We start from the raw sequence: 24926 nt of genomic DNA on the forward strand, positions 1-24926 counted from the left end.
CTACCCTGACCGTTACTGCGTAATGTCAGCATAGAATCATTCAGCCAAAACGGACGTTTTTTACCGGATGCAGAGCTTTGTCCTACTTATCTGGCTGACGCTATGCGCAGCACAGGATGCCAGGGAGCGGCACATCGCGAATGGCCTGACCCTGGGTGTCGGGGCCCTGGCCCTGACCTTTTTGCTGTGGAGCGACAGCACTTGGCTGGGCGCGCCGGCAGCGCAGGGTGGTTGGGCTGCATTGTTGGCGCTGGCCTTCACGTTGCCCGGTTTCGCCATGCGCCGGCTGGGTGCCGGGGATGTCAAACTCATGGCCGCCTTGGGGTTCGCGACGGACGGTCGGCACGTGTTGGGTGTGTTTATTGGCGCGGGATTGGCCAGCGTGTGTTGGCTGCTAATAGCGCCAAAAGTCTGGCTTTATATTGGCCAAGGACTTAGAGAACGTCTTCGTTATCTGGCACCAGGAATGTCAAAAAAACAGCCCTTTGCACCGTTCTTGCTGGTGGGTTTTTTGCTGACGCTGGCCTGGCTTCGCTAGCCACCCATTCTTGTACAGACTCTGAAAGTGCGTCTACTTTCTTACATGAGTTGTACAGCTATTGGCGGCAGTTAAAGGAACAGTCAGTCTTTGACTCGGCAGGGAGTTGCATGTGAACAAGCGTACCTCGGCAGTAAAAGTTCTTGTGGTCGACGACCAGCCAATAGTTGTTGAAGAACTCTGCGAATTTCTCGAGAACGGTGGTTACCGTTGTGTGCCCTGCGATTCCAGTCATAAAGCGATCAAACGCTTCAACGAAGACACCGACATCGGCCTGGTGTTGTGCGATCTGCACATGCCGCGCCTGGACGGGATTCAACTGGTCCAGGAACTTCAACGCCTGTCCGGCAAACATCGTGCATTTGAAGCGATCATGCTGACCGGGTGTTCCGACAAGCAGGATGTGATCAAGGCGTTGCGCGCCGGCTTCGCCGATTACTATCAGAAGCCGATTAATCCGAGTGAATTGCTTGAAGGTCTGCAACGTCAGGAAGTGGTATTACAAGAGCGGCACAAGACCCTGCAATTGGGGCAGTTGAATCAGAAACTGCAGTATCTGTCCGAGTCGATTGATGATTTGTACCAGAACCTGGACAAGGCGCTGCGTGCTCCATGTTCATCGGAGTCAGGTGAGGAAACTGCCAGTGATAACGACGGTAAAGAGATTCCGGCGATTTTCAATCAGCTGTCGCCCCGGCAGTTGGATGTGGCGCGATTGGTGGGCAAGGGCCAGACCAATTATCAGATCGCCTGTGAGTTGGGGATTACCGAGAACACAGTGAAATTGTATGTGTCCCAGGTGTTGCGGTTGACGCGTATGCATAACCGGACGCAGTTGGCGTTGGCGCTTTCGCCCGGTAGTTCCGGGTTGCGTCAAAGACACAGTGCTCACTAGGTCCTATTCCCCCGACCCACTGTCCACTTTCCCCCCTTCGTACTGATCAAAGAACGGCGGGATCTCATGCTGATAACTCTTCAGCCAGCGCTGCATCGTTAGTTCGCGTTCGGTCGCGCTGGCGCTCTGGAGTTTTGCCGAGGCGGCGCTGTTGCTGCTTTGCAATTGCAGCCAGCCTTCGGTTTCCTGTTGTTGTGGCGAGGCGGGGCCGGCGTCGATGGCCTGGCTCGTGAAAGGCAGGGCCAGCAGGCCGAGGCAGCAGAGGGTGGTCGGTTTCATGTCGTGTCTCCCTACTGAAAGTTCGAAGTGACGGCGGCGACTTGCGCGGCGGCGGTACGGCCGGGCTTGGCCGCAGACTTGAGTCTTTGCGCGCGGGCCTGGGCTTCGGTGACCTCGGCCGGGCTCAAGCCCAGGCGGCTGACCAGTTCGGCAGCGCGGCTCCAGTCGTCCTGAAAAATCAGCAAGGTCACCAGGTTCCTCGCCGCCAGTGAATTGTTTTGCTTGAGTTCAAGGGCCGTGAGGAATTCGAAACGGGCGTCTTCCATGCGCAATTGATTGAGGTACACCACGCCGAGGTCGTTGCGGATTTTTTCGTCGGTGGGCGCCAGTCGCACAGCCCGCAGCAAATGGGCCTGAGCCAGCCCGTTATCATCGCGGGCGGCGGCGAGTTGGCCGAGGCCGTGTTCAGCTTCGGCGGCCATGCAACCACCGAGCAGGCCTCGGTATAGCGGCTCGGCCTCGCTGCGGCCCAGCAGTCGATAGACCTTGGCCTTGCGCAGTCGCACTTCGGCGAGGTTGTCTGGCATGCCCTGTAAGTTGGCCAGGCTGGCGTGCAGTTTGCCCTCCTTGGCCATGTCGTCGGCGAGGTTCAGCGACAGTTGTTGTTCAGAATTCAGCTTGCCGCAACTGGCGGACTCGCTCAGCGCGCTCCACGGTGTCTGGCCGTTGCTCGCACAGCCGCCCAACATCAACAGACTCAAACCGGCAATCAATGCTTTCATCACGATCCCTCTAAGAAGCAAAAGCCTTGGCCAAGGCAGTCAAACCCGGCCCGGCCAACACGATCAACAACGCCGGGAACAGAAACACCATCATCACGGCGGACATTTTGGCGGACATCTTCGAGACGTATTCCTGCAGGCGCGTCAGGCGTCGGTCATCCAGCAACAGCTTGAGCGCCAGCAGCGACTTCATCGCACCGCCGCCCTGATGAATCAGCTGTTGCAGGATCACGCAGGTGTCTGTGAATTCGTCTACCGCCAGCAAGCGGCTGGCCTTGTTCAATTCGTCGCCCAGTTCCAGGCCGGAATCGACCCGGGCCAGAATCAGGCGCAATTCATGCGTGAGGGTGGGCAACAACTGTTTGCCGTCGATGCTCAACACCCGCAGCGATTGCTCCACGGCCATGCCCGATTCGAAGAGGATGCGCAGCAGCGGAATGAAAGTGGAAATCTCGATCGCCAGTTTTTTTTGCCGATGTTTCGCCGCCGCCGCCAGCAGGCGCTTGGGCAACAGGTAGCCGAAACCGAGGGCGAATGCCGGAGCTATCCAGTGGTTGTTCACCTGCGGGAAAAACAAGCCCTGAATCACAAAGCTCAAGGCCACTGCCAAGACCGGAACGCCGACCTGGAGGGCGGCAAACAACGCGCGTTTGCGCGCACTTCGCCAGCCGAGGCCGTTAAGCAGCGTCTGGGTTTCGATGTCGAGGTTGACCAAGCGCTGGCCAATCTGGCTGCTACCCAGCGCATGCAGCCATTGACTGAGTCGATATTCGCTCGGGATTCTGCCGTCGAGCCGTTGCACCACTTGCCGTGCACGTCGACGCCATTGCAGCACGACGCTCAGCAGCAACAGCGAAGCCAGGAGAAACAGCAGCGAGCTCAGCAGCATCGGCAGGTTCATAGGCTGCGCAACATCCGCCACAGCACCAGGCAGCCAAGCACCTGCAAGCTGAGCGCACCCACCAGCATCGCCTGGCCCGAGCTGTCGTTCCACATGTTCATCAGGTACTTCGGATTGGCTATCAGGAAGTAACCGGCGAGGGCGACGGGCAGTACCGCAAGGACCACCGCCGTCACCCGGGTTTCGCCGGTCATGGCGCTCAATTGGCGGGCTGCCTGTTCCCGTTCGCGAATCAGCTTGATCAGGTTTTCCAGCAGCTCACTGGCGTTACCGCCATAACGGTGATTGACCTTTAAGCCGAGGGCGAACAAGCGCAATTCGTCTTTGTCGTAGAGTTCGGCGAAGTCCGAGGTAGCGTCCGGCAGGCTGACGCCCAACTGCACGTTGCGTTGCACCCGGCCCATAGCGTTTTTCAGTGGGTCTTCGGCGGCATCGATGGCGCCCAGCACCGCATCGGCAAGGGTTCGCCCGGACTTCAGGCTGCGCACCGTGTGGTCCAGCAGCGGCGGCAATTGTTCGATCATGCGCTTGAGGCGGCGCTGATAACGCCAGTGCACATACAGCCGCAGAAGCAAGGGCGGCAAAAGCAACAGGGCGAGCAATCCGAACCAGCCGCCCACCACGAAGCCGGACAGAACACCCAGCGCCCAAAGCGCCAGCCATAAGCCCAGATGCTCCGTCGGACGACCGAGGCCCGCGCGCAAAAAGGCACGATCCAGCGCTACCCACGAGGCTTTCTGTACCACGCGCTCCGGCTGCCCTTGGCTCAAGCGCGCCAGCGCACGCTGCGTGCCGGGCTGGCGCATGCCGCGAACAAGCAAACGCACCGACAGACCGAGCAAGGCCAGGCACAGGAAGATAAGCAAAAGCGATTTGAGCATGCCGTGGCCTTTAATAAAACGGGGGGGAGAGCGCCGACTCGCGGCGCAATTTGTCACCGGCGGGGTTGGCCGCCTCGCGCATGAAACCGAAGCCGCTGCGGCGGTCGAGGCGGAACAGAGTATTGGTGACATACACGTCTTCGCGGATGCCGATCACCTCCACCACTTCGCTGACGCAACGCCGGCCATCGGGCATTCGGGTCAATTGGATGACCACGTCCAGCGCCGCGCAGACCATCTGCCGCAGAGTCCGTTCGGCGATGCTGCGGCCCGTCAACCCGACCAGCGTTTCCAGGCGCAGCAACGCATCCTGGGCGTTGTTGGCGTGCACGGTACTCATCGAACCATCGTGGCCGGTGTTCATCGCGGTGAGCACGTCGACCACTTCGACGCCGCGGATCTCGCCGAGGATGATTCGGTCCGGGCGCATCCGCAGGGCGTTGCGAATCAAATCGCTGGCCTTCACTTCGCCGTGGCCCTCGGCATTCGGCGGGCGGGTTTCCAGGCGCACGACGTGGGGGTGGCCCAATTGCAGTTCGGCGACGTCCTCGATGGTCACCAGCCGTTCGTTGGGGTTGATCAACTGGCTGAGAATGTTCAGCAACGTGGTCTTGCCGGTGCCGGTGCCGCCGCTGATCAGAATGTTGCAGCGCTTGCCTACGGCTTCCTGGAGGAACTCGTAGATGGCCTGATCGATGGTTTGCATGGCCATCAGATCGGTTCTGTTAAGCATGTCCTGACGGAACTTTCGAATCGACAGGCACGGGCCGTCGAGGGCTATCGGCGGAATGATCGCATTGACCCGGCTGCCGTCCGGCAGGCGCGCATCGACCATGGGCGACGACTCATCGAGCCGCCGTCCGAGCGGCGCAAGGATGCGCTGAATCACGCGTTCGACGTGATGCGCATCGATGAAGCGCAAGTCACTTTGATGCAGCACGCCATCACGCTCAATGAACACCCGGTGCGGGCCGTTGACCAGAATCTCGGTCACGGCCGGATCACGCAGCAGCACTTCCAGCGGGCCGAACCCGGTGAGTTCGTCGACGATCTCTTCGGCCAGCCGCTCCATCTCGTACCGGGAAATCGCCAGGTGCAGGCGCCCGATGTACTCGGCCACTTTATCGATGACGAACTGCGACAATACTTGCCGCGAACCTTCGAGCAGGTTTTTCCCGGACTCTTCGATGGCGTCGATGGTGTAACGGTGCAGCACCAGTTTGAGGCCGTCGTGATCAGTATTGCCGGCGAACCCGCGTTGCGCGGCTCCGAATAGTTTTTCGCTCATTGCGCACCCCGCAAGCGGCTGAACCAGGATTTGGGTTTGGCCAGGCTTTCGGAGCGCTTGGCCAAACGTTCGCCGAGGCTGCGCAGGCTTTGGGTGAGCGCTTCCCGGGGCGCCAGTTCGAACAGGGTCACACCCTGGTTTTTGGCATTCAGGCGTACCTCGGGGCTGTAGGCGAGGGTGGCAATGATCTCCATGTCAAAGCTTTTGCCCAGCGCATCCGAATCCGGCGCGACGCTGCGCAGGTAGCGGTCCACCAACAGCTTGGCGTGATCGAGCTTCATGCCTTTTTCGCGCCACAGGTTCAGGACCGCGAGGTTGCGGCGGCAATCGAGCACGTTCTGGTCGGTGTACCACAACAGCTTGTCGCAATGGCTGACGAAAGTGCGCAAGGCTTCACTGTCGGGCTGGCCGGTGAGGTTCACCACAATGTGCTGGAAGTGTTGGCGCAGAGCGCTGAGCAACATGTACAACTCGGCGGCGCTGGTGTGTTCCAGCGGCGCGTCATTGCTGGCGTAGGCGAGGATGCGCAGTCCGACGTCGCAGCGGGTGAAGGCGCTGTCGATCAACGTTGCGTCGAGCCGACGCAAGTGCCGCAGGGCATCGCCGAAATGAAACGAACTTTCCAGGCCCAGCAACGCCAGGCTGTCGCCGCGCGGCAGCCCGAGGTCAAGCAGCAGGGTTTGCTGACCGCATTTCTGCACCACCTGCGCCATATGGTTGGCGAGTAGCGCACCATCGCCGTTGCTCTGCGCACCGTACAGCACGGTCAGGCCACCCAGATGAGTATTCGGCGTCACCGGTGGCAGGCGTTTGCTCAGGCGCCGGACCAGCCCTGCGACTTCACTGGACCGTGAACCATAAGCCACGAAATCCCGTGCGCCGGCGCGCATGGCATTGAGCACCAATTGATTGTCCATGCCGTCGCCCAGGGCGATGATGGCGAGCATCGGCTTGGCCTCCAGGGCGCCTTCGATCAACGCGCATTGGGCCACCAGGTGCTCACGGTCGAGCCCGACAAACACCAGGCTGGTCAAGGTCACGTCCGCCAGTGCGAGTAACTCGTCGAGGCTGCCGGCACCGGCACTGACGACTTGGCCCAATGGCGCGAGGGCGCCTTGCAACCACTCAAGGTCAGTGTTGTTACGGGTGATCGCAAGAAAGGTCTGGCTCAGGTTCTGGCTCATTGCGATAACCCGCTGCGTTTATCGAAGTCGCCATTTTCGAGGAAATACAGGCGATACCAGTTCGGGTCGTAGTTGCGCAGTCTTTCACCGGGCAGCGACGGTAACTGTGCGTTGGCGGCCAACGGCTGGACCAGGTGTGGAGTGACGATCATCAGCAGTTCACGCTCTTCGCGGCTGACCGAAGAACTGCGGAAAAACGCTCCGAGAATCGGAATGTCGCCCAGCCCCGGAAACTTGCTGACTTGCGAGCCGTTTTGCGTGCTGATCAAACCACTGATGACAAAACTTTCGCCGTCGGCCAGGGAAATGCTGGTATCGGTGCGGCGAATGGTGAACGCCGGCACCGTAGTCCCGCCAATGGTCACGGCGTTGTTGTAGTCCAGTTCGCTGACCTCGGGGGCGACCTTGAGGGCGATCTGGTCGTTACTGACCACCGTCGGAGTGAGCGTCAGGCGGATGCCGAATTCCTTGTATTCGATGGAGTAACTGTTGCTGTTGGCGCTGGGGATCGGGATCGGGATTTCACCGCCAGCGAGGAAGCTTGCGCTCTGGCCGCTGAGGGCGACCAGGCTGGGGCGAGCAAGCGTGTAGGCGAAGCCGCTGCTTTCCATGGCGTTGATGATGGCGAGGAAGTTACCGCCACCGGCGACGATGTTGAACACGTCGTTGGCCAAAGGAATGCTCGGCACGGCAATTCGCGGGTCGATGTTGCGCAGCGGAAACACCCGCGGTGTCACGCCAGTGTTGGGGACCGTGCCGGGAGAGCCAAACAGGAAGTTCGAGTTTTTGCCGTAGATCGACGTGCTGGCCTCTTTCAGTTTGGTCCGGCTGACTTCGACGAAACGGATATCGGTCTGTACCTGGGAGGGCAGCAACGGATCATCGGAGGGCAATCGGGAGGCGCTGGTCATCGCAGCAGTGGCGCGGCCCTGAACGAACACCATGCTTTGCCGCGGTGCGCTGGCACAGGCGGACCAGACCATCAGACTGGTAGCGCCCGGGGCCATGCCGGTGAGCAAGAACGCCTGGTCACCGTTCACCCGCACATCGGCGATTTTCGGGTCGCCCACGGCAATTCGAGTGATTGCCACGGGCGATTGCAGTTCCTGTTGCTGGCCTTCGCCGACTTCCAGTACCGCCGGCATTTGGCCTAGCGCCGCGCAATTGCCGGCTGCCGCGATGACCGACGTGAGCGGTGCGCCGCCCAGCAAAGTGGCCCAGATCAAGCCGTTGAACAACGGCATAAAACGTCTGCGCATTAAAAGGCGTCCTTGCTCGATTCAGGGATTCTGTTGCGTGAGTGCATTGCCACGTATGACTTCCACACCCGTCTTGCGCGCCGGCGTGGAGGCGCCAATGGCAAGTACAGGTTTGGGTGGCGGTGTCATGGCCAGTTGATTGAACTGGATCAAATCGCGGCTGGCGTTGGCGAGGTTGGCCGGGGAATCGCTTTCACCAGCCCAGTAGCGCGCCAGGCGTTTTTCTTCTGCGCTGCGTACGGCCAGGCGCAGCACACCGGCTTGCGCCGCAAGCATCAGCCGACTCAGCAGTTGTTCGGGAACGGCCAGCAGCACGGTGCGAACCATGGCGCGTTGTTGTTCCTGGCGGAGTTTTTCATCGCTGCCGCGTGCCGGGCTGGAGGGCTGGCCGTCGTTGGTCAGGCCCATTTGTTCGCCCACTCCAAGCACGCGCAACGCCGGGATCACCAGTTGGGCCGAGGGCTGCGGGTTGTTGGTGTCCATGCGCAAAAACAGCAGCACATCGACATAGTCGCCGGGGGCCAATTGCCCACCGGCATTGATCACTTCATCGACGGCGACGGCGAGCGCGCGTTCATCGGGACGAATCATTCGCGCCACTTTGCTGCCGGCTTCGAAGCTGTCGTCACTGAGCCAGCTGCCAGCACCGAGCGCGCGCCAGGGCGTGCGGCCGATCGCTTGATCCAGACGGCTGAGGCTGCCGGCCGGGACGGTTCGCAGTTTTTCCAGGGCAACGTCAGCAGCGGTGATTTCCACAAACGGCGCGATGTCGTGCAGCAGCACCACGACGGGTTGGCGGGTGTCATTTTCTGGTTGCGCAACAGGTACCGAAACGGATGAAACCAAGTCGCTGGCCGCGGATTGGGTCACGGGAGAAACGGCCGGTTGACGGCTCAGCGTCAGCCCCGTGTAACCGGCAATGACAGCACCCACCAGAGAAAACCCGGCAAGGACCAGAGTGATACGGCTGTTCATGACGGCTCTCCCTTTCCCTGCTGCGTAAAGAACTCGTTTTCCTCACGAGACAACTTCGCAATCAGGAAGCTATGAACATAAAACGATTTCGCTAATTGAACGTAGCGCAGCAAAAGCAAAACGCCATCACGGTTTGATAAATATCTTTCTAAAATAAATAATCGATGTTTTTTTGACGCCAATAAAAAGACTAATACTTTCTGATTAATACCTTCTTACAGTTGTTGGGCAAGGAAATGCCGACAATGCTGATGGTGGCAAAGGGGAATCATGTTGCGCCTGTGCAACACCCGAGGTCATTGAGGAGCACGTCATGTCTATCGCCACGCTGGTTCAGAAGGTCAAGTCAGAGATCGCTTTCTACAAAGGGCTGGCCAAAGATACCGAGGGGGCTTCGGGTATCGAATACGCGGTTGTAGCAGCGATGGTCGCGGTGGTAATTGCAGGGTTGAGTGGAGGTATCGGGACTGACCTCACCGCGGTATTCACCAAAATAAAAGACGCCATTTAATTAAAAACACAAGGTCTTGTCGGCAACTTGCCAAAGCTTCAGGTGGGTTCTAATGTCAGCGCTTAGTCCATTACGGTTGTTGCCTATGAACGCTCCCGCACTTTTGCGCCAACAACTTCTTCTGGTCGATGACGAGGAGGACGCGTTACTGGAGTTAGCGGAGTTGCTGGACGGGGAAGGTTTTAATTGTTTTACCGCGACGTCGGTCAAAAAGGCGTTGCAGCATCTGACCCAGCACCCGGACATTGCGCTGGTCATCACCGATTTGCGCATGCCGGAAGAGAGTGGCATGTCGTTGATCAAGCGCTTGCGCGAGCATACGTCGCGTCAGCATCTGCCGGTAATCGTGATATCCGGACATGCGGATATGGAAGATGTCACTGGCATGCTGCGATTGCAGGTGCTGGATCTGTTTCGCAAACCGATCTATCACGTACGGTTGCTGGAAACGTTGAACAACCTGTTCCCGCAACCGTATGGAGCGCTGGCCGCGTGTTAAAGCGGCCGCCAATGCCCTTTCATATGCTCAAGATCCCCTGTACCGAGCAATTGCAAATCCCCGCTGGAGCCCGCCGCACTGGCAAGCAACGCCACCTCGCTGGGCAGACGCACCGGTTTCTTGAATTGCACATGGATCTCGACATTCGCCGCCGGTAGGTGATCGGCCAGTGCGGCGAGCGTGCGCGCCTTGTTCCATAAGCCATGGGCAATGGCCGAGGGAAAACCGAACAACTTGGCGCTGGCCGCACTGAGGTGAATCGGGTTGTAGTCGCCGGACACTTTGGCGTATTGCCGGCCGATGTCCGAAGGCGCCTTCCAGTGGGTGACTTCGGTCAGCGGCAGTGTCGAGTCCAACACCTCTTCTACGGGCTCGCCGTCGAGTTTGACGCCACGACAGAGCATCTGGCTTTCGGCTTCCCATAACGGCCCCAATTGATCGTCCAGGGTCGTCACCACGTCGAACGTCGCCCCCTTGGCGTGAGGTTGCAGGTTTTGCACTTGTACGCTGACCCGAACCCGATTGACCCCGCCCATGGGGCGTAGCACGCGAATGCGATTGCTCAGATGAATCAACCCCAGCAGCGGAAATGGAAACGCTTTCGCCGTGAGCAATTGCATCTGCAATGCAAACGCCAGCACATGTGGATAAGTCGGCGGCAGCAGACCGTTGTCGGCGAAGCCGCAAACCTTGCGATACGCATCCAGCCGCTTCGGATCGACATCGACCCAGCAACGCAAACCCGAATCGGGCAGCGTGGTGCCAGTGATTTTTCGTCGTGTCGCCGCTTGCACGTATAGACCCGGCAGGCTGGGCTCGCGGTTGAGGGTGTGCCAGTCGGTGATCATGCTCATGCCCCCAGCACACTTTGCCCGCAGACGCGCAAGGCCTGCCCGGTGAACGCGCCGGTGCCCGGTTGCGCGAGCCAGGCCACCGCTTCGGCAACGTCTTGCGGCAAGCCGCCCTGGCCCAGTGAACTCATGCGTCGCCCGGCTTCGCGCAGGCCGAAGGGAATGTGCGCGGTCATCTGGGTTTCGATGAACCCCGGCGCCACGGCGTTGATGCTGATGCCCCGTTCTTGCAGCAGCGGCGCCCAGGATTGCGCCAATCCGATGAGTCCGGCCTTGCTCGCCGCGTAGTTGGTTTGCCCGCGGTTGCCGGCAATGCCGCTGATCGACGCCAGCAGAATCACGCGGCCGTTGTCTTGCAGGCTGCCGCTGTCGAGCAGGGCCTTGGTCAGCACTTGCGGGGCGTTGAGATTGACCGCGAGCACCGCATCCCAGAATTCCGGGGTCATGTTGGCCAGGGTTTTGTCGCGGGTGATACCGGCGTTGTGCACCACAATATCGATGCCGTCGGGCAACTGTTCGACCAGTTGCGTGGCGGCGTCTTCCGCACAGATGTCGAGGGTGATGCTGCGCCCGCCGAGACGTGCGGCGAGGGCTTCGAGATCGGTTTTGGCCGGTGGCACGTCAAGCAGGATGACCTCGGCGCCGTCCCGGGCCAGGGTTTCGGCGATGGATGCACCGATACCGCGTGCGGCGCCAGTGACCAATGCCTTGCGCCCTGCCAGTGGGCGAGTCCAGTCCGTCACTTGGGTTGCACAGGCGTTCAGGCGAATGACTTGTCCGGACACGAAAGCGCTTTTCGGCGAGAGGAAAAACCGCAACGGACCTTCCAGTTGATCTTCGGCACCTTCACCGACGTGGATCAATTGCAAGGTGCCACCGCTGCGCAGTTCCTTGGCCAGCGAACGACTGAAGCCTTCAATCGCACGCTGGGCACTGGCGGCGAACGGATCGCTCAAGGTCAGTGGGTCACGCCCGAGAATCACCAAGTGCGCGCAGTGATCGAGGTTCTTCATCAACGGCTGGAAGAACTCACGCAACTGTTTGAGCTGATCGGTCTGCACCAGGTGACTGGCATCGAATACCACAGCCTTGAGTTTCGGACCGTGGCCGGGAATCCATGCGGTCGCCATGGAGGGTTCGGTGCCGTAGCTGTAGATCGCGTCGGTCAGGCGGTTGGCGAAGGCGCTGACTTTTTCCGCCAGCGGCCCGCCGCCGATCAGCAATGCGCCTTCGACCGGGCGCAACCGGCCTGCCTGCCAGCGTTCCAGGCGTACCGGCGAAGGCAGGCCCATGGCCCCGACCAGACGATGGCCGATGGACGAATTGGCGAAGTCGATATAGCGGTCAGACATGGAACGCGCTCCGGCAGCTGGGGTTCAAAGTGTGGACCACGAATGGCGATCAGTCGTTCGATCCACGAGATAAGGCCTACGCTTGATCATTGTAGGAGCTGCCGCAGGCTGCGATCTTTTTCAGAATCAAGATCAAAAGATCGCAGCCTGCGGCAGCTCCTACAGGGGCGGTGTTCCGATCAGACATTTCATAGGAGCTTTTCATGACTCAACTGCGCCGCGTCGCGATCATCGGCGGTAACCGGATTCCCTTCGCCCGTTCCAACGGGCCGTACGCCACCGCCAGTAATCAGGTCATGCTCACCGCCGCGCTCGAAGGGTTGATCGAACGCTACAACCTGCACGGCTTGCGCATCGGCGAAGTGGTCGCGGGGGCGGTGCTCAAGCTGTCGCGGGACATGAACTTGACGCGCGAGTGCGTGCTCGGTTCGCGGCTGTCGCCGGCCACTCCGGCCTATGACATCCAGCAGGCCTGTGGCACTGGGCTGGAAGCAGCATTGCTGGTGGCGAACAAGATTGCCCTCGGCCAGATCGAGTGCGGCATTGCCGGTGGCGTCGACACCACCTCCGATGCGCCAATCAGCGTCAGTGAAGGGCTACGCAAGATTTTGCTGCAAGCCAATCGCGCCAAGAGCTCCGGCGACAAACTGAAAACTTTCCTGCAATTACGGCCCCGGCATTTGATCCCGGAGTTTCCGCGCAACGGCGAACCGCGCACCGGTTTGTCCATGGGACAACATTGCGAACTGATGGCGCAGACCTGGAACATCCCCCGCGAAGAACAGGACCAACTGGCACTGGAGAGTCATCAAAAACTGGCCGCGTCCTATGCCGAAGGTTGGCACAACGATTTGATGACGCCGTTTCTCGGCCTTACCCGCGACAACAATCTGCGACCGGACTCGACGCTGGAAAAACTTGCTGCACTTAAACCGGCCTATGAAAAAAGTGCCAAGGGCACCCTGACGGCGGGCAACTCCACACCGTTGACCGATGGTGCGTCGCTGGTGCTGTTGGGCAGTGAAGCGTGGGCACGGGAACGCGGCTTGCCGATTCTCGCTTACCTGCGCGATGGCGAGGCGGCGGCGGTTGATTTCGTCAATGGCGCCGAAGGGCTGCTGATGGCCCCGGTGTACGCGGTACCGCGTTTGCTGGCACGCAACGGCCTGACGCTGCAGGACTTCGATTACTACGAAATTCACGAAGCCTTCGCTGCGCAAGTGCTTTGCACGTTGAAGGCCTGGGAAGACGCGGAGTACTGCAAAACCCGTCTCGGCCTCGATGCACCGTTGGGCTCCATCGATCGCAGCCGGCTCAACGTTAAAGGCAGTTCACTTGCAGCGGGGCACCCGTTTGCCGCCACGGGTGGGCGCATCGTCGCCAACCTGGCGAAGTTGCTGGATGCGGCGGGGACAGGGCGGGGGTTGATCTCGATCTGTGCGGCGGGAGGGCAGGGCGTGACCGCCATCATCGAGCGCTGATTTCTGATGTGGAATGGCGTCCTGTGGGAGCTGGCTTGCCAGCGATGGGGATTGCACATTCGACATCTCTGTTGCCTGACACACCGCTATCGCTGGCAAGCCACACAGGTATCACCGGTGTTGAATAGACCTTCGGCATGGCCTAACGTCGGCCCCATCAGCCGTCTCGCAACATAAGGCCAATCAATGTCGACTAGCGGACAAGTCTCCCTCGAGCGAAGCATTCCTCCCATCACCGTGCTGCCGCGTCCGCTGTATGCGCGGGTGGAGAGTCTCAACGCGGGTTCCTGGACCCCGTCCCATCGCCACGACTGGGTGCAGTTTTCCTATGCCATCAGCGGCGTTCTCGGTGTGCACACCGCTGAAGGCAGTTTCTTTGCGCCGCCGCAGTGGGGCATCTGGATTCCAGCGGATCTTGAACATCAAGTGGTGACGTCGATGCGCGCCGAGATGCGCAGCCTGTACGTGCGACGCGAGGATTGCCAGTGGGCGGACGGACGTTGCCGGGTGCTGGAAGTGACACCGTTGGCGCGGGAGCTGATCAAGAGTTTCTGTTTGCTGCCGGTGGAGTATCCGCAGGGCGACAGCCAGGAAGCGCGGCTGGTGAGCGTGTTGCTGGATCAACTGGCCGGGTTGCCGGAAGTCGGTTTTTCCCTGCCGTTACCCCGCCACGTACGGTTGCTGGGGCTATGCAACGAGCTGATTGGAAATCCCGATCGCAACGTGACGTTGCAAGAGTGGGCAGAGCGACTGGGGACCTCGGAAAAAACCCTGATGCGCCTGTTCCAGCGTGAAACCGGGTTGAGCTTCCGGGGCTGGCGGCAACGTGCGCGGTTGCTGTCGTCGTTGAGTTTGCTGGAGGAGGGCGACAGCGTGACCAATGCCGCGCTGGCGTGTGGGTATGACTCGACGTCGGCGTTTATTGCGGCGTTCAAAAGTCTGTTCGGGTTTACCCCGGGGGAGTTGTTTCGGCAGTGAGGGCTCCATCGCTGGCAAGCCAGCTCCCACAGAGAATGATGCGTGCCGCATGATTTCGGCTCGACGCATAACCTGTGGGAGCTGGCTTGCCAGCGATTGACCGCGCAGCGGTCCGCCGGTCAGGTACGGAACCGTCGAACCAACCCATCCAGCTCATTCGACAACCCCGCCAGACTCTGCGAGTCCAGTCGCGCCGAGTTCGCCAGTTCGGCCACCAACTGCGCATCGCCATGGATCTGGCTGATGTGCCGATTAATGTCTTCAGCCACTTGATGCTGCTGCTCAGCCGCCGTGGCGATCTGGGTGTTCATGTCGCGAATCACGTCCACCGACTCGCGAATCTGCCCGAAACTGCTGCGTGCTTCGCCAATGCGCGTGACCGATTGCTGCGACACTTCCAGGCTCGCATGCATCTGCTGAGTGACCTGGCTGGTGCGCTTGGCGAGGTTGCCCAGCAAGCCGTCGATTTCCGCGGTGGAGTCGGCCGTGCGTTTGGCCAGCGCCCGCACTTCGTCCGCCACCACCGCAAAACCCCGACCTTGTTCGCCGGCCCGTGCTGCCTCAATGGCCGCGTTCAGTGCCAGCAGGTTGGTTTGCTCGGCGATCGAGCGAATGGTGCCGAGGATCGACTGAATGTCATTGCTGTCGCGCTCCAGTTGTTGCATCGACTGCGCCGACTGTTCGATTTCCTGGCTCAGGCGATCGACGCTGCTCACCGCCGCGTCGATCTGCTGCTGACCTTCGCGCGCCTGGCGCTGACCACTGTCGGCCGATTCGGCGGCCTGACTGCAAGAGCGCGCTACTTCATTGGCGGTGGCGACCATTTCATGGAACGCGGTGGACACCATGTCCACGGCCTCACGCTGGCGACCGGCGGCTTCGGCCATGTCGCTGGACACTTGGGTCGAGCTTTTGGACGTGGCGAGAATTTTCGTCGCGGCACCGCCAATGCTCTGGATCAGGTTGCGAATCGCGGTCAGGAACTGGTTGAACCAGCTGGCCAGTTGCGCGGTTTCGTCGCTGCCACGTATTTGCAGGTTTTTCGTCAGGTCGCCTTCACCCTGGGCAATGCCTTCGAGGCCATCGGCCACGCTGCGGATCGGACGCACGATGACGCTGGCGAAACTGGCGCCGACCACGGCGAAGATCACCGCCAGTACCGCCGCGATGATCGCGATCAACCAGGTCAGTTGGGTCGCCGTGCTCATCACGTCGCTTTGTTTGATCAGGCCGATGAAGGTCCAGCCCAGCTGCTCCGATGGCCAGACGTTGGCCATGTAGCGTTCGCCGTTGAGTTCGACTTCAACCAGGCCTTTGCCGGCCTTGGCCAGTTGTGCATAACCCTCACCGAGGCTGCTCAGGGCCTTGAAGTTGTGTTCCGGTTGTTTCGGGTCGACCAGTACGGTGCCGTTGTTTTCCAGCAGCATCAGGTAACCGGTTTCGCCGAGCTTGATCTGTTTGACCAGTTCGGTCAGCTGCTTGAGCGACACGTCGATGCTGACCACGCCGCCGTTGGTGCCCAGTTTATTGTCGATGGTGCGCACGGTGCTGACGTAGGACGTATCGTTTTCGGCCCAGTAATAGGCCTCGGTACGGAACGGCTTGCCCGGTTTGGCCTGGGCCGCCTTGTACCACGGACGCTGGCGCGGGTCGTAGTTGGCCAGCTTGGCATCGTCCGGCCACGACACGTAACCGCCGGCGGCGGTGCCCAGAATCGCGTAGGCATAGGACGGGTGGGCGTTGCCCAGGTCCTGCAGGAAGCCGAAGAGTTTCTTGTCCGCCTCACCCTGAGGAACACTCGCGGCGTTGGCGCTCATGTAGGTCTTGAGGCTGTCGTCGGAGTTGGTGATCAGCGGTTGCTTGGCCAGATACTCGACGTTCTGGCTGATGCCGTCGAAAAACAGTTGCATGGCATTGCTGACCTGACGGATTTCACGACCGCTGCTGTCGACGAATCCGTCCTTGGCATCACTGCGCAAGTTCAGCACAACGAGGGTGGCGACCAGCACCACGGGCAAGCAGGCGATGATTGCAAACGCCCAGGTCAACTTCTGTTTGATGTTCATCCGCGCTCCAGATTTTCTTGTAGGCCCACGCAGTGCAGATGACTCGCGGTTTATTGGCAGCCGTAAACGTTCTTGTGAACCCGGATCCGTGAGTACGGCATCGTTATTGTTGTCGGAACGATTGTCGGACAAATCAGTTTGTCACTTAGGACTTCGGCGGCGGTCGGAGGAAATTGAGGACTGTTGTGAAAAATCCTGCGCAGGGTATGAATCCGGATGTCAGCTTCTGTCACAAATGCCCTTGCAGCCCGCAGACTACAAGTGCTGCGGCCTCGGCTATGATCCAGAGCGGCCGGTGATGGACCGCAGGTTTTCGTGATGAAAACGGCACATTGTGTGCATCGGCAATGTTCATAGGTCGGCACCCCCTCCCCCGATTGAGTGGATTGCCGTATAACGAATGACTTTCGCGTGTTTGGTAATAAAGGACCCACAATAAAAGCTGATGAAGACTCCAAAACGCATTGAACCCCTGATCGAGGACGGTCTGGTCGACGAGGTGCTGCGCCCACTCATGAGTGGTAAAGAAGCAGCTGTTTATGTGGTGCGCTGCGGCAACGAGTTACGTTGCGCGAAGGTCTACAAGGAGGCGAATAAACGCAGTTTCCGCCAGGCGGCCGAGTATCAGGAAGGCCGCAAGGTACGCAACAGCCGTCAAGCCCGGGCCATGGCCAAGGGTTCCAAGTTTGGCCGCAAGGAAACCGAAGACGCCTGGCAGAACGCTGAAGTGGCGGCGCTGTTCCGTCTGGCCAGTGCCGGTGTGCGAGTGCCCAAGCCGTATGACTTCCTCGAAGGCGTGCTGCTCATGGAACTGGTGGCCGACGAGTACGGTGATGCCGCGCCGCGTCTGAATGACGTGGTGCTGGAGCCGGATCAGGCGCGCGAATATCACGCGTACCTGATTTCGCAGATCGTGCTGATGCTGTGTACCGGTCTGGTGCACGGTGACCTGTCCGAGTTCAACGTGCTGCTGACGCCGACTGGTCCTGTGATCATCGACCTGCCGCAGGCGGTGGACGCGGCGGGCAACAACCACGCGTTCAGCATGCTGGAGCGGGACGTGGGCAACATGGCGTCCTACTTCGGACGGTTTGCGCCGGAGTTGAAAAAGACCCGCTACGCCAAGGAAATGTGGGCCCTGTACGAGGCCGGTACCTTGCACCCGGCCAGTGTCTTGACCGGTGAGTTCGACGAGCCGGAAGAGTTGGCCGACGTGGGCGGCATCATGCGCGAGATCGAGGCCGCACGCCTGGATGAAGAGCGCAAGCAAGCGGTCCGTGCCGCTGACGACGCCCCCCCAAGCAAGGCCGAAGAACCGCCTCCGCCGTGGATGCAGTGATCGGCTAAAGAAAAACCCGGCTTCGGCCGGGTTTTTTATGTGCAACACAAATCCCTGTAGGAGCTGCCGCAGGCTGCGATCTTTTGATCTTGATCTTAATATCCAAAATCAAAAGATCGTCCGAACGCGGCCCGAGCCTGCGGCAGCTCCTACAGCTGGTGTTCGTTCAGGTACAGCACCCCGACTCAAGATTCTTGAGAATCGGACAATCCGGCCGGTGATCGCCCTGACAATGCTCAACCAGGTCTTGCAAGGTATCGCGCAGTTGCCCCAGCTCCCGGATTTTCTGGTTCAGCTCATCAATATGCTGACGGGCCAATGCCTTCACATCGGCACTGGCACGCTGGCGGTCTTGCCAGAGGGTCAGCAGTTTGCCGACCTCTTCCAGGGAAAACCCCAAATCCCGTGAGCGCTTGATAAACGCCAGGGTATGCAAGTCATCGTCGCCGTAAACCCGGTAACCGCTATCAGTGCGATGGGCAGCCTTGAGCAAGCCGATGGACTCGTAATAACGGATCATCTTCGCACTCAGGCCGCTGTGGTTAGCTGCTTGGCCGATGTTCATCGGTTGTCCTCCAGGTCCTCGGGTTTCCAGGTTTTCAACAGTAACGCATTGCTCACCACGCTGACGCTCGACAGCGCCATCGCCGCACCCGCCAGCACCGGGTTGAGGAAGCCGAACGCCGCCAACGGAATGCCGATCAAGTTATAGACGAAGGCCCAGAACAGGTTCTGGCGGATCTTCGCGTAGGTCTTGCGGCTGATCTCCAGCGCCGCCGGCACCAATCGCGGATCGCCGCGCATCAGGGTAATCCCGGCGGCGTGCATGGCCACGTCGGTGCCGCCGCCCATGGCGATGCCGATGTCGGCGGCGGCCAGTGCCGGGGCGTCGTTGATGCCGTCGCCGACCATCGCCACCACGCCGGTTTTTTTCAGCGCGACGACCGTGGCGGCTTTGTCCGCTGGCAACACTTCGGCGTGTACGTCGCTGATCCCGAGCGCTTCGGCAACCACTTTGGCGCTGCCTCTGTTGTCGCCGGTCAGCAGATGGCTGCTGATGTGGCGCGCGCTCAGTTGTTGCACCGCTTGCAGCGCGCCGGGCTTGAGGGTGTCACCGAAGGCGAACAGCCCCAGCACCATTGGCTCGGAGCTTTGTACGATCAACCAGGACAGGGTCCGGCCTTCGTTTTCCCAAGCGGTGGCCGATTCTGCCAGTGAGCCGGCATTCAAGCCGCTTTCCTCCAGCAAGCGACGATTGCCCAGGGCCAGACGCCGACCGTCGAGATTGCCGGCAATGCCGCGTCCGGTCAGGGACTGGCTGTCGGTGACATCGGCGACGATCAACCCGCGTTCGACGCAAGCGTCCAACACAGCCTTGGCCAGCGGGTGTTCACTGCCGCGTTGCAGCGCGCCGGCCATTTGCAGCAGGCCGGCTTCATTTCCGTCGATGGCGCTTAAATGGGCGATGCGCGGTGCGCCCGACGTCAGGGTGCCGGTCTTGTCGAACACCACCGCGCTGACTTCATGTGCACGCTCCAGCGCTTCGGCGTCCTTGATCAGAATCCCGTAACGCGCCGCCACCCCGGTACCGGCCATGATCGCGGTCGGCGTGGCCAGGCCCAGTGCACAAGGGCAGGCAATCACCAACACCGCAACAGCGTTGATCAGCGCGGTTTCGATTGGCGCGCCGTACAGCCACCAGCCAATCAAGGTCGCCAAGGCCAGCAGCAAAACCACCGGCACGAAGATCTGGCTGACTTTATCCACCAGTTTCTGGATCGGTGCCTTTGCCGCTTGGGCGTCCTCAACCAGACGAATGATCCGCGCCAGCACGGTTTCCGCACCGAGGGCTAGAGTGCGCACGAGCAACCGGCCTTCACCGTTGATCGCGCCGCCGGTGACCTTGTCGCCCGGTTGTTTCGGTACCGGCAGGCTTTCGCCACTGATCAGCGCTTCGTCGGCATGGCTCTGGCCTTCGACAACTTCGCCGTCCACCGGGAAGCGTTCTCCGGGTTTGACCAGCACCAGGTCGTTGAGGCGTAAGGCGTTGATGGCGACGTCCTGCTCACGGCCATCGATCACCTGAATCGCCCGCTCAGGGCGCAGTGCTTCGAGGGCGCGAATGGCGCTGGCGGTTTGTCGTTTGGCGCGACTTTCGAGGTATTTGCCCAGCAAAACCAGGGCGATTACCACCGCTGACGCTTCAAAATAAAGATGCGGCATACGCCCGTCGGCGGTCGCCCATTCGTAGAGGCTCAAGCCATAACCAGCGCTGGTGCCCAGGGCGACCAGCAAATCCATGTTGCCTGCACCGGCGCGCACGGCTTTCCATGCCGCCACATAAAACCGCGCGCCGAAGATAAATTGCACCGGCGTAGCCAATGCGAATTGCGCCCAGGCCGGCAGCATCCAATGCACGCCGAACGGTTGCAACAGCATGGGCAGGACCAACGGCAAGGCGAGGGCGATGGCCGCAATCAAGGCCCAGCGTTCGCGGTGCAGGCGAGTTTGTTGGAGGTCGGTTTTGGGGTGTTCGGCTTCCCAGACGCTGGCGCTGTAGCCCGCCTTGGTCACGGCGCCGATCAGGATTTGCGGATCGACTTGGCCGAGCAGTTCCAGGTGCGCCCGTTCGTTGGCCAGGTTGACGCTGACGCTCTTCACACCCGGCATTTTGTTCAGCGCCCGTTCAACGCGACCGACACAGGACGCGCAGGTCATGCCGTCAATGCTCAATTCCAGGCTTTGCTGCGGCACGCTGTAACCGGCCTTTTTCACCGCCTCCATCAAGGCCGGCAGGCTGTCGACAGGCGCTTGAACCCGGGCTTGCTCGGTGGCCAGGTTGACGCTGACGGCACTGGCACCGAGGACTTTGCTCAAGGCGCGCTCGACACGCCCGGCGCAACTGGCGCAGGTCATGCCGGCAATCGGCAGATCGAAGGTGGTGGATTCGGACATGGGTCACGCTCCCTGTAGAAGATGCCTACAGGATCAACCTTGCCATGCTGGCAAGGTCAAGCGCCATTTTTAAAAGCAAAAGATCGCAGCCTGCGGCAGCTCCTACAGATTTTTCACCTACCCCTGTAGGAGCTGCCGAAGGCTGCGATCCTTTTAAAGGCGACTCAATATCCCAAAGCTGCAGGCTTCAAATACATTCCTTCCTGCGTCATCGCAATCCGAAACTTCAACACATCACCGGCCTTGAGCGTGATGTTCTGCGACCCCGGCGCCAGCATGCCCGGATTGCAACCCGGAGCCTGGCCCGGCAACAGTTTCAGTCGCAGCGATACAATACCCGGCGGCAGATTGAAAGAGGTGCTTTCTTCCTGGAACAACCGCGCCGACAGCTGATCCTGGATGTACACGCCGATCTCGCAACTGGTCGACACTTCCAGCCGCTCGCGGGAAATGACCAGTACGCCATAATCCTCCCCGGCGGCATTGACCGATGGCGCGGCGGCGAAAAGGCTGAGGAAGCCAAACAGGCTGAAAGCTGACCAGCGCATGGGCTGAATCTCCTGAGATCGAGTCATAGATGGACGAAGCTTGGCCGAGCGCGACGCCGATTGCCAGCCCGGCAGATCTCTTCAGAACTTGACCTTGCCATGGTGGCAAGCTCGACACTGCACGCAGCCTTATCAAACAGCCTCATTAAAGGAGTCATTCCATGCAAGTGTTCAATGTTGAAGGCATGTCCTGCGGTCACTGCGTCAAGGCCATCACGCAAGCCGTTCAGGCCAAAGATTCGGCCGCCAGCGTGCGCGTCGACCTGGCCTCGAAAGAAGTCGGCGTCGAGACTGCGTTGACCGCTGATCAAGTGATCGCGGCAATCAGCGAAGAAGGCTATGGCGTCAAATTGGCCTGATCTTTTTAATAGTTAGCGAGCTATCTTAATGTTCAAGGCGTCCGGGCGCGGCTAGACTGTCGGGCTGCTGACTTCTGTCCCACTGGATGCCTGATGAACTTCCGCACAATCCTGATTCTTGGCGCCTTGAGCGCGTTCGGTCCGCTGGCGATCGACTTCTATTTACCGGCGTTCCCGGCGATGGCGCTGGCCTTTGGTACCGATGAACAACACGTTCAGCTGACACTCGCGGCGTATTTTCTCGGCTTGTCCATCGGACAACTGGCCTACGGCCCGGTGGCGGACCGTTTTGGTCGACGCATACCCTTGTTGATCGGTGTCGGGTTATTCACCGCTGCCTCGTTGTTGTGCGCCTACGCGCCGAACCTCGACTGGCTGATCGGTGCACGTTTCATCCAGGCGCTGGGCGGTTGCGCAGGGATGGTGATCTCGCGGGCGGTGGTCAGCGACAAATGCGATGCGGTGGGTTCGGCGAAAGTCTTTTCACAGTTGATGCTGGTCATGGGGCTGGCGCCGATTCTTGCGCCGATGCTCGGCGGCTTGCTGGTGAACACCACCGGTTGGCAGTCGATCTTCCTGGCGCTGACCGGTTTCAGTGCCTTGGCAGGTCTGGCCGTGGCGCTCGGCTTGCCGGAAAGCATGCCGGCCCATTTGCCACGCCAACCCTTGTCCGGTGCGCTGCATCAGTACGGACGTCTATTGAAGGATCCGGTGTACCTCGGTCACGCGCTGACCGGCGGTATCGCCATCGCCGGGATGTTTTCCTACATTGCCGGGTCGCCATTCGTCATCATCAAACTTTATGGCATCCCGGCCGAGCATTTTGGCTGGTTCTTCGGCGTCAATGCGGCGGGGTTCATTCTGGTGGCCCAGGTCAACGCGCGACTGTTGGCCAAGCGTGGTCCGGCCTTCCTGCTGACGCGCACGGTGTGGATTTACCTGGGCGCCGGCCTGGCCTTGCTCGCCGTCAGTGCGTTGCGCACCGAACAACTGTGGCCGTTGTTGATCCCGTTGTTTGTCTGCATCGCCAGCCTGGGTTGCATCCTTCCCAACGCTTCGGCCTGCGCGATGAACGGTCAGGGCGCGCGGGCCGGCAGTGCGTCGGCGATGCTCGGTTGCCTGCAATTCAGTGTCGCTGCCGGTGCCGCCGCGCTGGTGGGGATTTTGCACGACGGCAGCGCCATGCCGATGGCCATGGTCATCAGCCTGTGTGGAATTCTGGTGGTGTGCGCCGCGATGCTCACCCGGCGTTTGCAAAATGCCCGGGCACTGGCGCAAGCCCAGGTCTGAGGACGGACTCAGCCAGCGGCACGCTGCTGGCGGTCGGGAAACTGATGGGGCGCGTGCAATCGCGCTTCGAGGGTATTGGTGAAGGCGCGCGCTTCCGCTTCGCTGCGAAAGGTAACGGCGTGTTGGTCCAGACGGACCTGCCACTGGGATTTTGCCAATTCTTTTATCAGGATCTTCATTGCCGCCGACCTCCTCAAGTAAAAGATTGTCCCGCAGAGGTTTCGATTGTAGACCCGAATTGGATGGCAATTATGACAAGGGTCAACCTTCGGACTGACGGTTTACCGGTCATGGGATTGCGCCTTCTGTAGGAGCTGCCGAAGGCTGCGATCTTTTGATCTTAAAAAATCAAAATCAAAAGATCGCAGCCTGCGGCAGCTCCTACAGCTGCGTGCGATCTTTAAATCCTAGAAACCTTCCAGCACGATCTTGCCCTTGGATTTTCCGCTTTCCAGCAGTGCATGGGCGCGACGCAGGTTGGCCGCGTTGATGGTGCCAAAGTGCTCGCCAACGGTGGTCTTAAGCGTCCCGGCATCGATCAGTTGCGCCACGCGGTTAAGCAGTTTGTGCTGCTCGATCATGTCCGGGGTCTCGAACAGTGAGCGGGTGTACATGAACTCCCAGTGCAGCGACAGGCTCTTGCGTTTGAGTTTGGTCACGTCGAGGGATTTCGGATCATCGATCAGGGCCAGTTTGCCTTGGGGGGCCAACGCCTCGACCAGTTGATCCAGGTGATGATCGGTCTGGGTCAGGCTGGCGACATGGGTGACGTGATTGAGGCCGGCGCGCTTGAGCTCTTCGCTCAGCGGTTGGCTGTGATCGATCACCTGATCGGCGCCGAGTTCTTTCACCCAGCTCTGGGTTTGCGGGCGTGAAGCAGTGCCGATGACGTTCAGGCCGGTCAGTTGTTTGGCCAGTTGCGTCAGGATCGAACCCACACCACCCGCCGCGCCGACGATCAGCAGGCTCTGGCCTTCATCGGTTTTGCCTTCGCGCACTTGCAGGCGTTCGAAGAGCAGTTCCCACGCCGTGATGGCGGTCAAGGGCAGGGCGGCGGCTTCGGCGAAACCGAGCGTTTTCGGCATGTGGCCAACGATCCGCTCATCCACCACGTGCAGTTCACTATTGCCGCCGGCGCGGGCGATGGAGCCAGCATAGAACACCTTGTCGCCGGCCTTGAACAGGGTCACTTCACTGCCCACAGCTTTGACCACACCCGCCACATCCCAGCCCAGCACTTTCGCTGCGCCACCTTCGGGCTGGACGTTCTGGCGGACCTTGGTGTCCACCGGGTTGACCGAAATGGCTTTGACCTCCACCAACAGGTCACGAGGCCCGGCGACCGGTTCTGGCAGTTCGATGTCTTGCAGGGATTTTTCGTCGCTGATCGGCAGCGAGGCGTAGTAGGCAATAGCTTTCATGAAGGGCTCCGCGAATTAATGGAAGAAATCAGGCAAGAGTGCGCAGGCGCTTGAGTTCGAAGTGTTCAAGAAACTCAGGAGCCTTGGCTCGGAAGTTCTGAACGTGCGCGCTGGCATCGTGGGCTTGCAGGGCTTCGTCGCTGCTCCACTGTTCGATCATGTAGAACGCCAGTGGATTGGCCAGGTCCTGATGCAGGTCGTACTGCCCGCAACCGGCCTCGACGCGGGTCGGCTCGATCAGTGCTCGCAGGTGTTGTTCGAGGGCGTCCTGCTGGCCGGCTTTGGCGATGAGGGTGGCGATGGCGGTGAATGGCTGGGACATAGGCGACTCCGGAAACGGGATGATTTCGATGG

General features: G+C 60.3%; 26 protein-coding genes and 1 pseudogene. 9 read left to right on the forward strand and 18 right to left on the reverse strand.

The genetic code is table 11. The annotated features are described in order from the left end of the window. Nucleotides 1–67 precede the first annotated feature (67 nt). Both NL64_RS19710 and NL64_RS19715 read left to right on the forward strand, forming a co-directional pair. Nucleotides 68–538, forward strand: a complete 471-nt coding sequence (locus tag NL64_RS19710) for a prepilin peptidase (protein WP_034149736.1) — start codon at nt 68–70, stop codon at nt 536–538. Between the two features lie 112 nt (nt 539–650). Beyond that, nucleotides 651–1433 carry a response regulator transcription factor gene (locus tag NL64_RS19715; protein ID WP_034149737.1) on the forward strand — a complete coding sequence of 261 codons (783 nt, stop codon included), beginning with the start codon at nt 651–653 and terminating at the stop codon, nt 1431–1433. 3 nt (nt 1434–1436) lie between these two features. Here NL64_RS19715 and NL64_RS19720 read toward each other — a convergent pair whose 3' ends face one another. The 8 genes from NL64_RS19720 to cpaB are packed head-to-tail and all read right to left on the reverse strand — an operon-like array spanning nt 1437 to nt 8922. Next, entirely contained in the window at nt 1437–1712 is a 276-nt protein-coding gene (locus NL64_RS19720; protein ID WP_034149738.1) for a DUF3613 domain-containing protein, read from the reverse strand. Nucleotides 1713–1723: 11 nt separating this feature from the next. Continuing rightward, nucleotides 1724–2434 (reverse strand): hypothetical protein, encoded by a 711-nt coding sequence (locus NL64_RS19725; RefSeq protein ID WP_034149739.1) that lies wholly within the window; start codon nt 2432–2434, stop codon nt 1724–1726. A gap of 10 nt (nt 2435–2444) precedes the next feature. Further along, nucleotides 2445–3335 (reverse strand): type II secretion system F family protein, encoded by an 891-nt coding sequence (locus tag NL64_RS19730; RefSeq protein ID WP_034149740.1) that lies wholly within the window; start codon nt 3333–3335, stop codon nt 2445–2447. Further along, complete coding sequence (locus NL64_RS19735; RefSeq protein ID WP_034149741.1) at nt 3332–4216, reverse strand: type II secretion system F family protein; 885 nt, start codon at nt 4214–4216, stop codon at nt 3332–3334. Before NL64_RS19735 ends, NL64_RS19730 begins: the two co-directional genes overlap by 4 nt. Before the next feature lie 10 nt (nt 4217–4226). Next, complete coding sequence (locus NL64_RS19740; protein WP_034149742.1) at nt 4227–5504, reverse strand: CpaF family protein; 1278 nt, start codon at nt 5502–5504, stop codon at nt 4227–4229. Beyond that, nucleotides 5501–6688 (reverse strand): AAA family ATPase, encoded by a 1188-nt coding sequence (locus tag NL64_RS19745; RefSeq protein WP_034149743.1) that lies wholly within the window; start codon nt 6686–6688, stop codon nt 5501–5503. The genes NL64_RS19740 and NL64_RS19745 overlap by 4 nt, the downstream gene beginning before the upstream one ends. After that, nucleotides 6685–7947 (reverse strand): type II and III secretion system protein family protein, encoded by a 1263-nt coding sequence (locus NL64_RS19750; protein WP_034149744.1) that lies wholly within the window; start codon nt 7945–7947, stop codon nt 6685–6687. Before NL64_RS19750 ends, NL64_RS19745 begins: the two co-directional genes overlap by 4 nt. A gap of 21 nt (nt 7948–7968) precedes the next feature. Continuing rightward, a complete protein-coding gene (gene cpaB / locus NL64_RS19755) occupies nt 7969–8922 on the reverse strand; it encodes a Flp pilus assembly protein CpaB (protein WP_034149745.1) in 954 nt (317 codons plus the stop codon). Between the two features lie 313 nt (nt 8923–9235). Between cpaB and NL64_RS19760 the strand changes: the two genes are divergently transcribed. Both NL64_RS19760 and NL64_RS19765 read left to right on the forward strand, forming a co-directional pair. Beyond that, nucleotides 9236–9433 (forward strand): Flp family type IVb pilin, encoded by a 198-nt coding sequence (locus NL64_RS19760; RefSeq protein ID WP_034149746.1) that lies wholly within the window; start codon nt 9236–9238, stop codon nt 9431–9433. Nucleotides 9434–9518: 85 nt separating this feature from the next. Beyond that, the gene (locus tag NL64_RS19765; RefSeq protein WP_034149747.1) at nt 9519–9932 is read left to right on the forward strand and encodes a response regulator; all 414 of its coding nucleotides are present in this window, start codon (nt 9519–9521) and stop codon (nt 9930–9932) included. Here NL64_RS19765 and NL64_RS19770 read toward each other — a convergent pair. Further along, on the reverse strand, nt 9929–10780 hold the full coding sequence (locus NL64_RS19770; RefSeq protein WP_034149748.1) for a MaoC family dehydratase: 852 nt from the start codon (nt 10778–10780) through the stop codon (nt 9929–9931). The genes NL64_RS19765 and NL64_RS19770 overlap by 4 nt on opposite strands. 2 nt (nt 10781–10782) lie before the next feature. Next, on the reverse strand, nt 10783–12135 hold the full coding sequence (locus NL64_RS19775) for a 3-oxoacyl-ACP reductase (RefSeq protein WP_034149749.1): 1353 nt from the start codon (nt 12133–12135) through the stop codon (nt 10783–10785). Between the two features lie 203 nt (nt 12136–12338). Between NL64_RS19775 and NL64_RS19780 the strand changes: the two genes are divergently transcribed. Continuing rightward, nucleotides 12339–13616: an acetyl-CoA C-acetyltransferase gene (locus tag NL64_RS19780; protein WP_034149750.1), complete on the forward strand. Its 1278-nt coding sequence runs from the start codon at nt 12339–12341 to the stop codon at nt 13614–13616. 186 nt (nt 13617–13802) lie between these two features. Continuing rightward, nucleotides 13803–14594 (forward strand): AraC family transcriptional regulator, encoded by a 792-nt coding sequence (locus NL64_RS19785; protein ID WP_034149751.1) that lies wholly within the window; start codon nt 13803–13805, stop codon nt 14592–14594. 119 nt (nt 14595–14713) lie between these two features. On the opposite strand, the gene NL64_RS31200 is transcribed toward NL64_RS19785, so the two are convergent. Together NL64_RS31200 and NL64_RS31205 are read right to left on the reverse strand one after the other, a co-directional pair. Continuing rightward, complete coding sequence (locus NL64_RS31200; protein WP_371858212.1) at nt 14714–15481, reverse strand: methyl-accepting chemotaxis protein; 768 nt, start codon at nt 15479–15481, stop codon at nt 14714–14716. Nucleotides 15482–15571: 90 nt separating this feature from the next. Next, nucleotides 15572–16660 (reverse strand): annotated as a pseudogene (locus NL64_RS31205) (cache domain-containing protein); the annotation flags it as partial. Between the two features lie 445 nt (nt 16661–17105). Here NL64_RS31205 and NL64_RS19795 point away from each other — a divergent pair. After that, nucleotides 17106–17999 (forward strand): PA4780 family RIO1-like protein kinase, encoded by an 894-nt coding sequence (locus NL64_RS19795; RefSeq protein WP_034149753.1) that lies wholly within the window; start codon nt 17106–17108, stop codon nt 17997–17999. A gap of 166 nt (nt 18000–18165) precedes the next feature. On the opposite strand, the gene cueR is transcribed toward NL64_RS19795, so the two are convergent. The 3 genes from cueR to NL64_RS19810 form a co-directional block, all read right to left on the reverse strand. Then, on the reverse strand, nt 18166–18564 hold the full coding sequence (cueR, locus tag NL64_RS19800; RefSeq protein ID WP_034149754.1) for a Cu(I)-responsive transcriptional regulator: 399 nt from the start codon (nt 18562–18564) through the stop codon (nt 18166–18168). Next, on the reverse strand, nt 18561–20954 hold the full coding sequence (locus NL64_RS19805; protein WP_034149755.1) for a heavy metal translocating P-type ATPase: 2394 nt from the start codon (nt 20952–20954) through the stop codon (nt 18561–18563). Before NL64_RS19805 ends, cueR begins: the two co-directional genes overlap by 4 nt. A gap of 164 nt (nt 20955–21118) precedes the next feature. Next, the gene (locus tag NL64_RS19810; RefSeq protein WP_034149756.1) at nt 21119–21502 is read right to left on the reverse strand and encodes a hypothetical protein; all 384 of its coding nucleotides are present in this window, start codon (nt 21500–21502) and stop codon (nt 21119–21121) included. 161 nt (nt 21503–21663) lie between these two features. Here NL64_RS19810 and NL64_RS19815 point away from each other — a divergent pair, with 161 nt between their 5' ends. Both NL64_RS19815 and NL64_RS19820 read left to right on the forward strand, forming a co-directional pair. Beyond that, a complete protein-coding gene (locus NL64_RS19815) occupies nt 21664–21861 on the forward strand; it encodes a cation transporter (RefSeq protein ID WP_034149757.1) in 198 nt (65 codons plus the stop codon). A gap of 93 nt (nt 21862–21954) precedes the next feature. Then, the gene (locus tag NL64_RS19820; protein WP_034149758.1) at nt 21955–23151 is read left to right on the forward strand and encodes a multidrug effflux MFS transporter; all 1197 of its coding nucleotides are present in this window, start codon (nt 21955–21957) and stop codon (nt 23149–23151) included. An 8-nt stretch (nt 23152–23159) separates the two neighbouring features. On the opposite strand, the gene NL64_RS30385 is transcribed toward NL64_RS19820, so the two are convergent. The 3 genes from NL64_RS30385 to NL64_RS19830 all read right to left on the reverse strand — a co-directional run bounded on the left by NL64_RS30385 (nt 23160) and on the right by NL64_RS19830 (nt 24894). Next, the gene (locus tag NL64_RS30385; RefSeq protein ID WP_172668693.1) at nt 23160–23330 is read right to left on the reverse strand and encodes a hypothetical protein; all 171 of its coding nucleotides are present in this window, start codon (nt 23328–23330) and stop codon (nt 23160–23162) included. Between the two features lie 228 nt (nt 23331–23558). Continuing rightward, on the reverse strand, nt 23559–24572 hold the full coding sequence (locus tag NL64_RS19825; RefSeq protein WP_034149759.1) for a zinc-binding alcohol dehydrogenase family protein: 1014 nt from the start codon (nt 24570–24572) through the stop codon (nt 23559–23561). A gap of 28 nt (nt 24573–24600) precedes the next feature. Continuing rightward, nucleotides 24601–24894 carry a putative quinol monooxygenase gene (locus tag NL64_RS19830; protein ID WP_034149760.1) on the reverse strand — a complete coding sequence of 98 codons (294 nt, stop codon included), beginning with the start codon at nt 24892–24894 and terminating at the stop codon, nt 24601–24603. Nucleotides 24895–24926 lie beyond the last annotated feature (32 nt).

Origin of the sequence: Pseudomonas fluorescens, assembly GCF_000802965.1 — a bacterium.
GTDB classification, from domain to species: Bacteria; Pseudomonadota; Gammaproteobacteria; order Pseudomonadales; family Pseudomonadaceae; genus Aquipseudomonas; species Aquipseudomonas fluorescens_A.

What these genes read in the sequence shown, in the direction of transcription:
- NL64_RS30385 (WP_172668693.1), bottom strand. Translation starts at nt 23,330, where the DNA reads ATGAAGATCCTGATAAAAGAATTGGCAAAATCCCAGTGGCAGGTCCGT.
- NL64_RS19810 (WP_034149756.1), bottom strand. Translation starts at nt 21,502, where the DNA reads ATGCGCTGGTCAGCTTTCAGCCTGTTTGGCTTCCTCAGCCTTTTCGCC.
- NL64_RS19765 (WP_034149747.1), top strand. Translation starts at nt 9,519, where the DNA reads ATGAACGCTCCCGCACTTTTGCGCCAACAACTTCTTCTGGTCGATGAC.
- NL64_RS19725 (WP_034149739.1), bottom strand. Translation starts at nt 2,434, where the DNA reads ATGAAAGCATTGATTGCCGGTTTGAGTCTGTTGATGTTGGGCGGCTGT.
- NL64_RS19775 (WP_034149749.1), bottom strand. Translation starts at nt 12,135, where the DNA reads ATGTCTGACCGCTATATCGACTTCGCCAATTCGTCCATCGGCCATCGT.
- NL64_RS19745 (WP_034149743.1), bottom strand. Translation starts at nt 6,688, where the DNA reads ATGAGCCAGAACCTGAGCCAGACCTTTCTTGCGATCACCCGTAACAAC.
- NL64_RS19820 (WP_034149758.1), top strand. Translation starts at nt 21,955, where the DNA reads ATGAACTTCCGCACAATCCTGATTCTTGGCGCCTTGAGCGCGTTCGGT.
- NL64_RS31200 (WP_371858212.1), bottom strand. Translation starts at nt 15,481, where the DNA reads ATGGCCGAAGCCGCCGGTCGCCAGCGTGAGGCCGTGGACATGGTGTCC.
- NL64_RS19805 (WP_034149755.1), bottom strand. Translation starts at nt 20,954, where the DNA reads ATGTCCGAATCCACCACCTTCGATCTGCCGATTGCCGGCATGACCTGC.
- NL64_RS19720 (WP_034149738.1), bottom strand. Translation starts at nt 1,712, where the DNA reads ATGAAACCGACCACCCTCTGCTGCCTCGGCCTGCTGGCCCTGCCTTTC.
- NL64_RS19780 (WP_034149750.1), top strand. Translation starts at nt 12,339, where the DNA reads ATGACTCAACTGCGCCGCGTCGCGATCATCGGCGGTAACCGGATTCCC.
- NL64_RS19785 (WP_034149751.1), top strand. Translation starts at nt 13,803, where the DNA reads ATGTCGACTAGCGGACAAGTCTCCCTCGAGCGAAGCATTCCTCCCATC.
- NL64_RS19770 (WP_034149748.1), bottom strand. Translation starts at nt 10,780, where the DNA reads ATGATCACCGACTGGCACACCCTCAACCGCGAGCCCAGCCTGCCGGGT.
- NL64_RS19760 (WP_034149746.1), top strand. Translation starts at nt 9,236, where the DNA reads ATGTCTATCGCCACGCTGGTTCAGAAGGTCAAGTCAGAGATCGCTTTC.
- NL64_RS19750 (WP_034149744.1), bottom strand. Translation starts at nt 7,947, where the DNA reads ATGCGCAGACGTTTTATGCCGTTGTTCAACGGCTTGATCTGGGCCACT.
- NL64_RS19795 (WP_034149753.1), top strand. Translation starts at nt 17,106, where the DNA reads ATGAAGACTCCAAAACGCATTGAACCCCTGATCGAGGACGGTCTGGTC.
- NL64_RS19730 (WP_034149740.1), bottom strand. Translation starts at nt 3,335, where the DNA reads ATGAACCTGCCGATGCTGCTGAGCTCGCTGCTGTTTCTCCTGGCTTCG.
- NL64_RS19735 (WP_034149741.1), bottom strand. Translation starts at nt 4,216, where the DNA reads ATGCTCAAATCGCTTTTGCTTATCTTCCTGTGCCTGGCCTTGCTCGGT.
- cpaB (WP_034149745.1), bottom strand. Translation starts at nt 8,922, where the DNA reads ATGAACAGCCGTATCACTCTGGTCCTTGCCGGGTTTTCTCTGGTGGGT.
- NL64_RS19710 (WP_034149736.1), top strand. Translation starts at nt 68, where the DNA reads ATGCAGAGCTTTGTCCTACTTATCTGGCTGACGCTATGCGCAGCACAG.
- NL64_RS19825 (WP_034149759.1), bottom strand. Translation starts at nt 24,572, where the DNA reads ATGAAAGCTATTGCCTACTACGCCTCGCTGCCGATCAGCGACGAAAAA.
- NL64_RS19830 (WP_034149760.1), bottom strand. Translation starts at nt 24,894, where the DNA reads ATGTCCCAGCCATTCACCGCCATCGCCACCCTCATCGCCAAAGCCGGC.
- NL64_RS19740 (WP_034149742.1), bottom strand. Translation starts at nt 5,504, where the DNA reads ATGAGCGAAAAACTATTCGGAGCCGCGCAACGCGGGTTCGCCGGCAAT.
- NL64_RS19815 (WP_034149757.1), top strand. Translation starts at nt 21,664, where the DNA reads ATGCAAGTGTTCAATGTTGAAGGCATGTCCTGCGGTCACTGCGTCAAG.
- cueR (WP_034149754.1), bottom strand. Translation starts at nt 18,564, where the DNA reads ATGAACATCGGCCAAGCAGCTAACCACAGCGGCCTGAGTGCGAAGATG.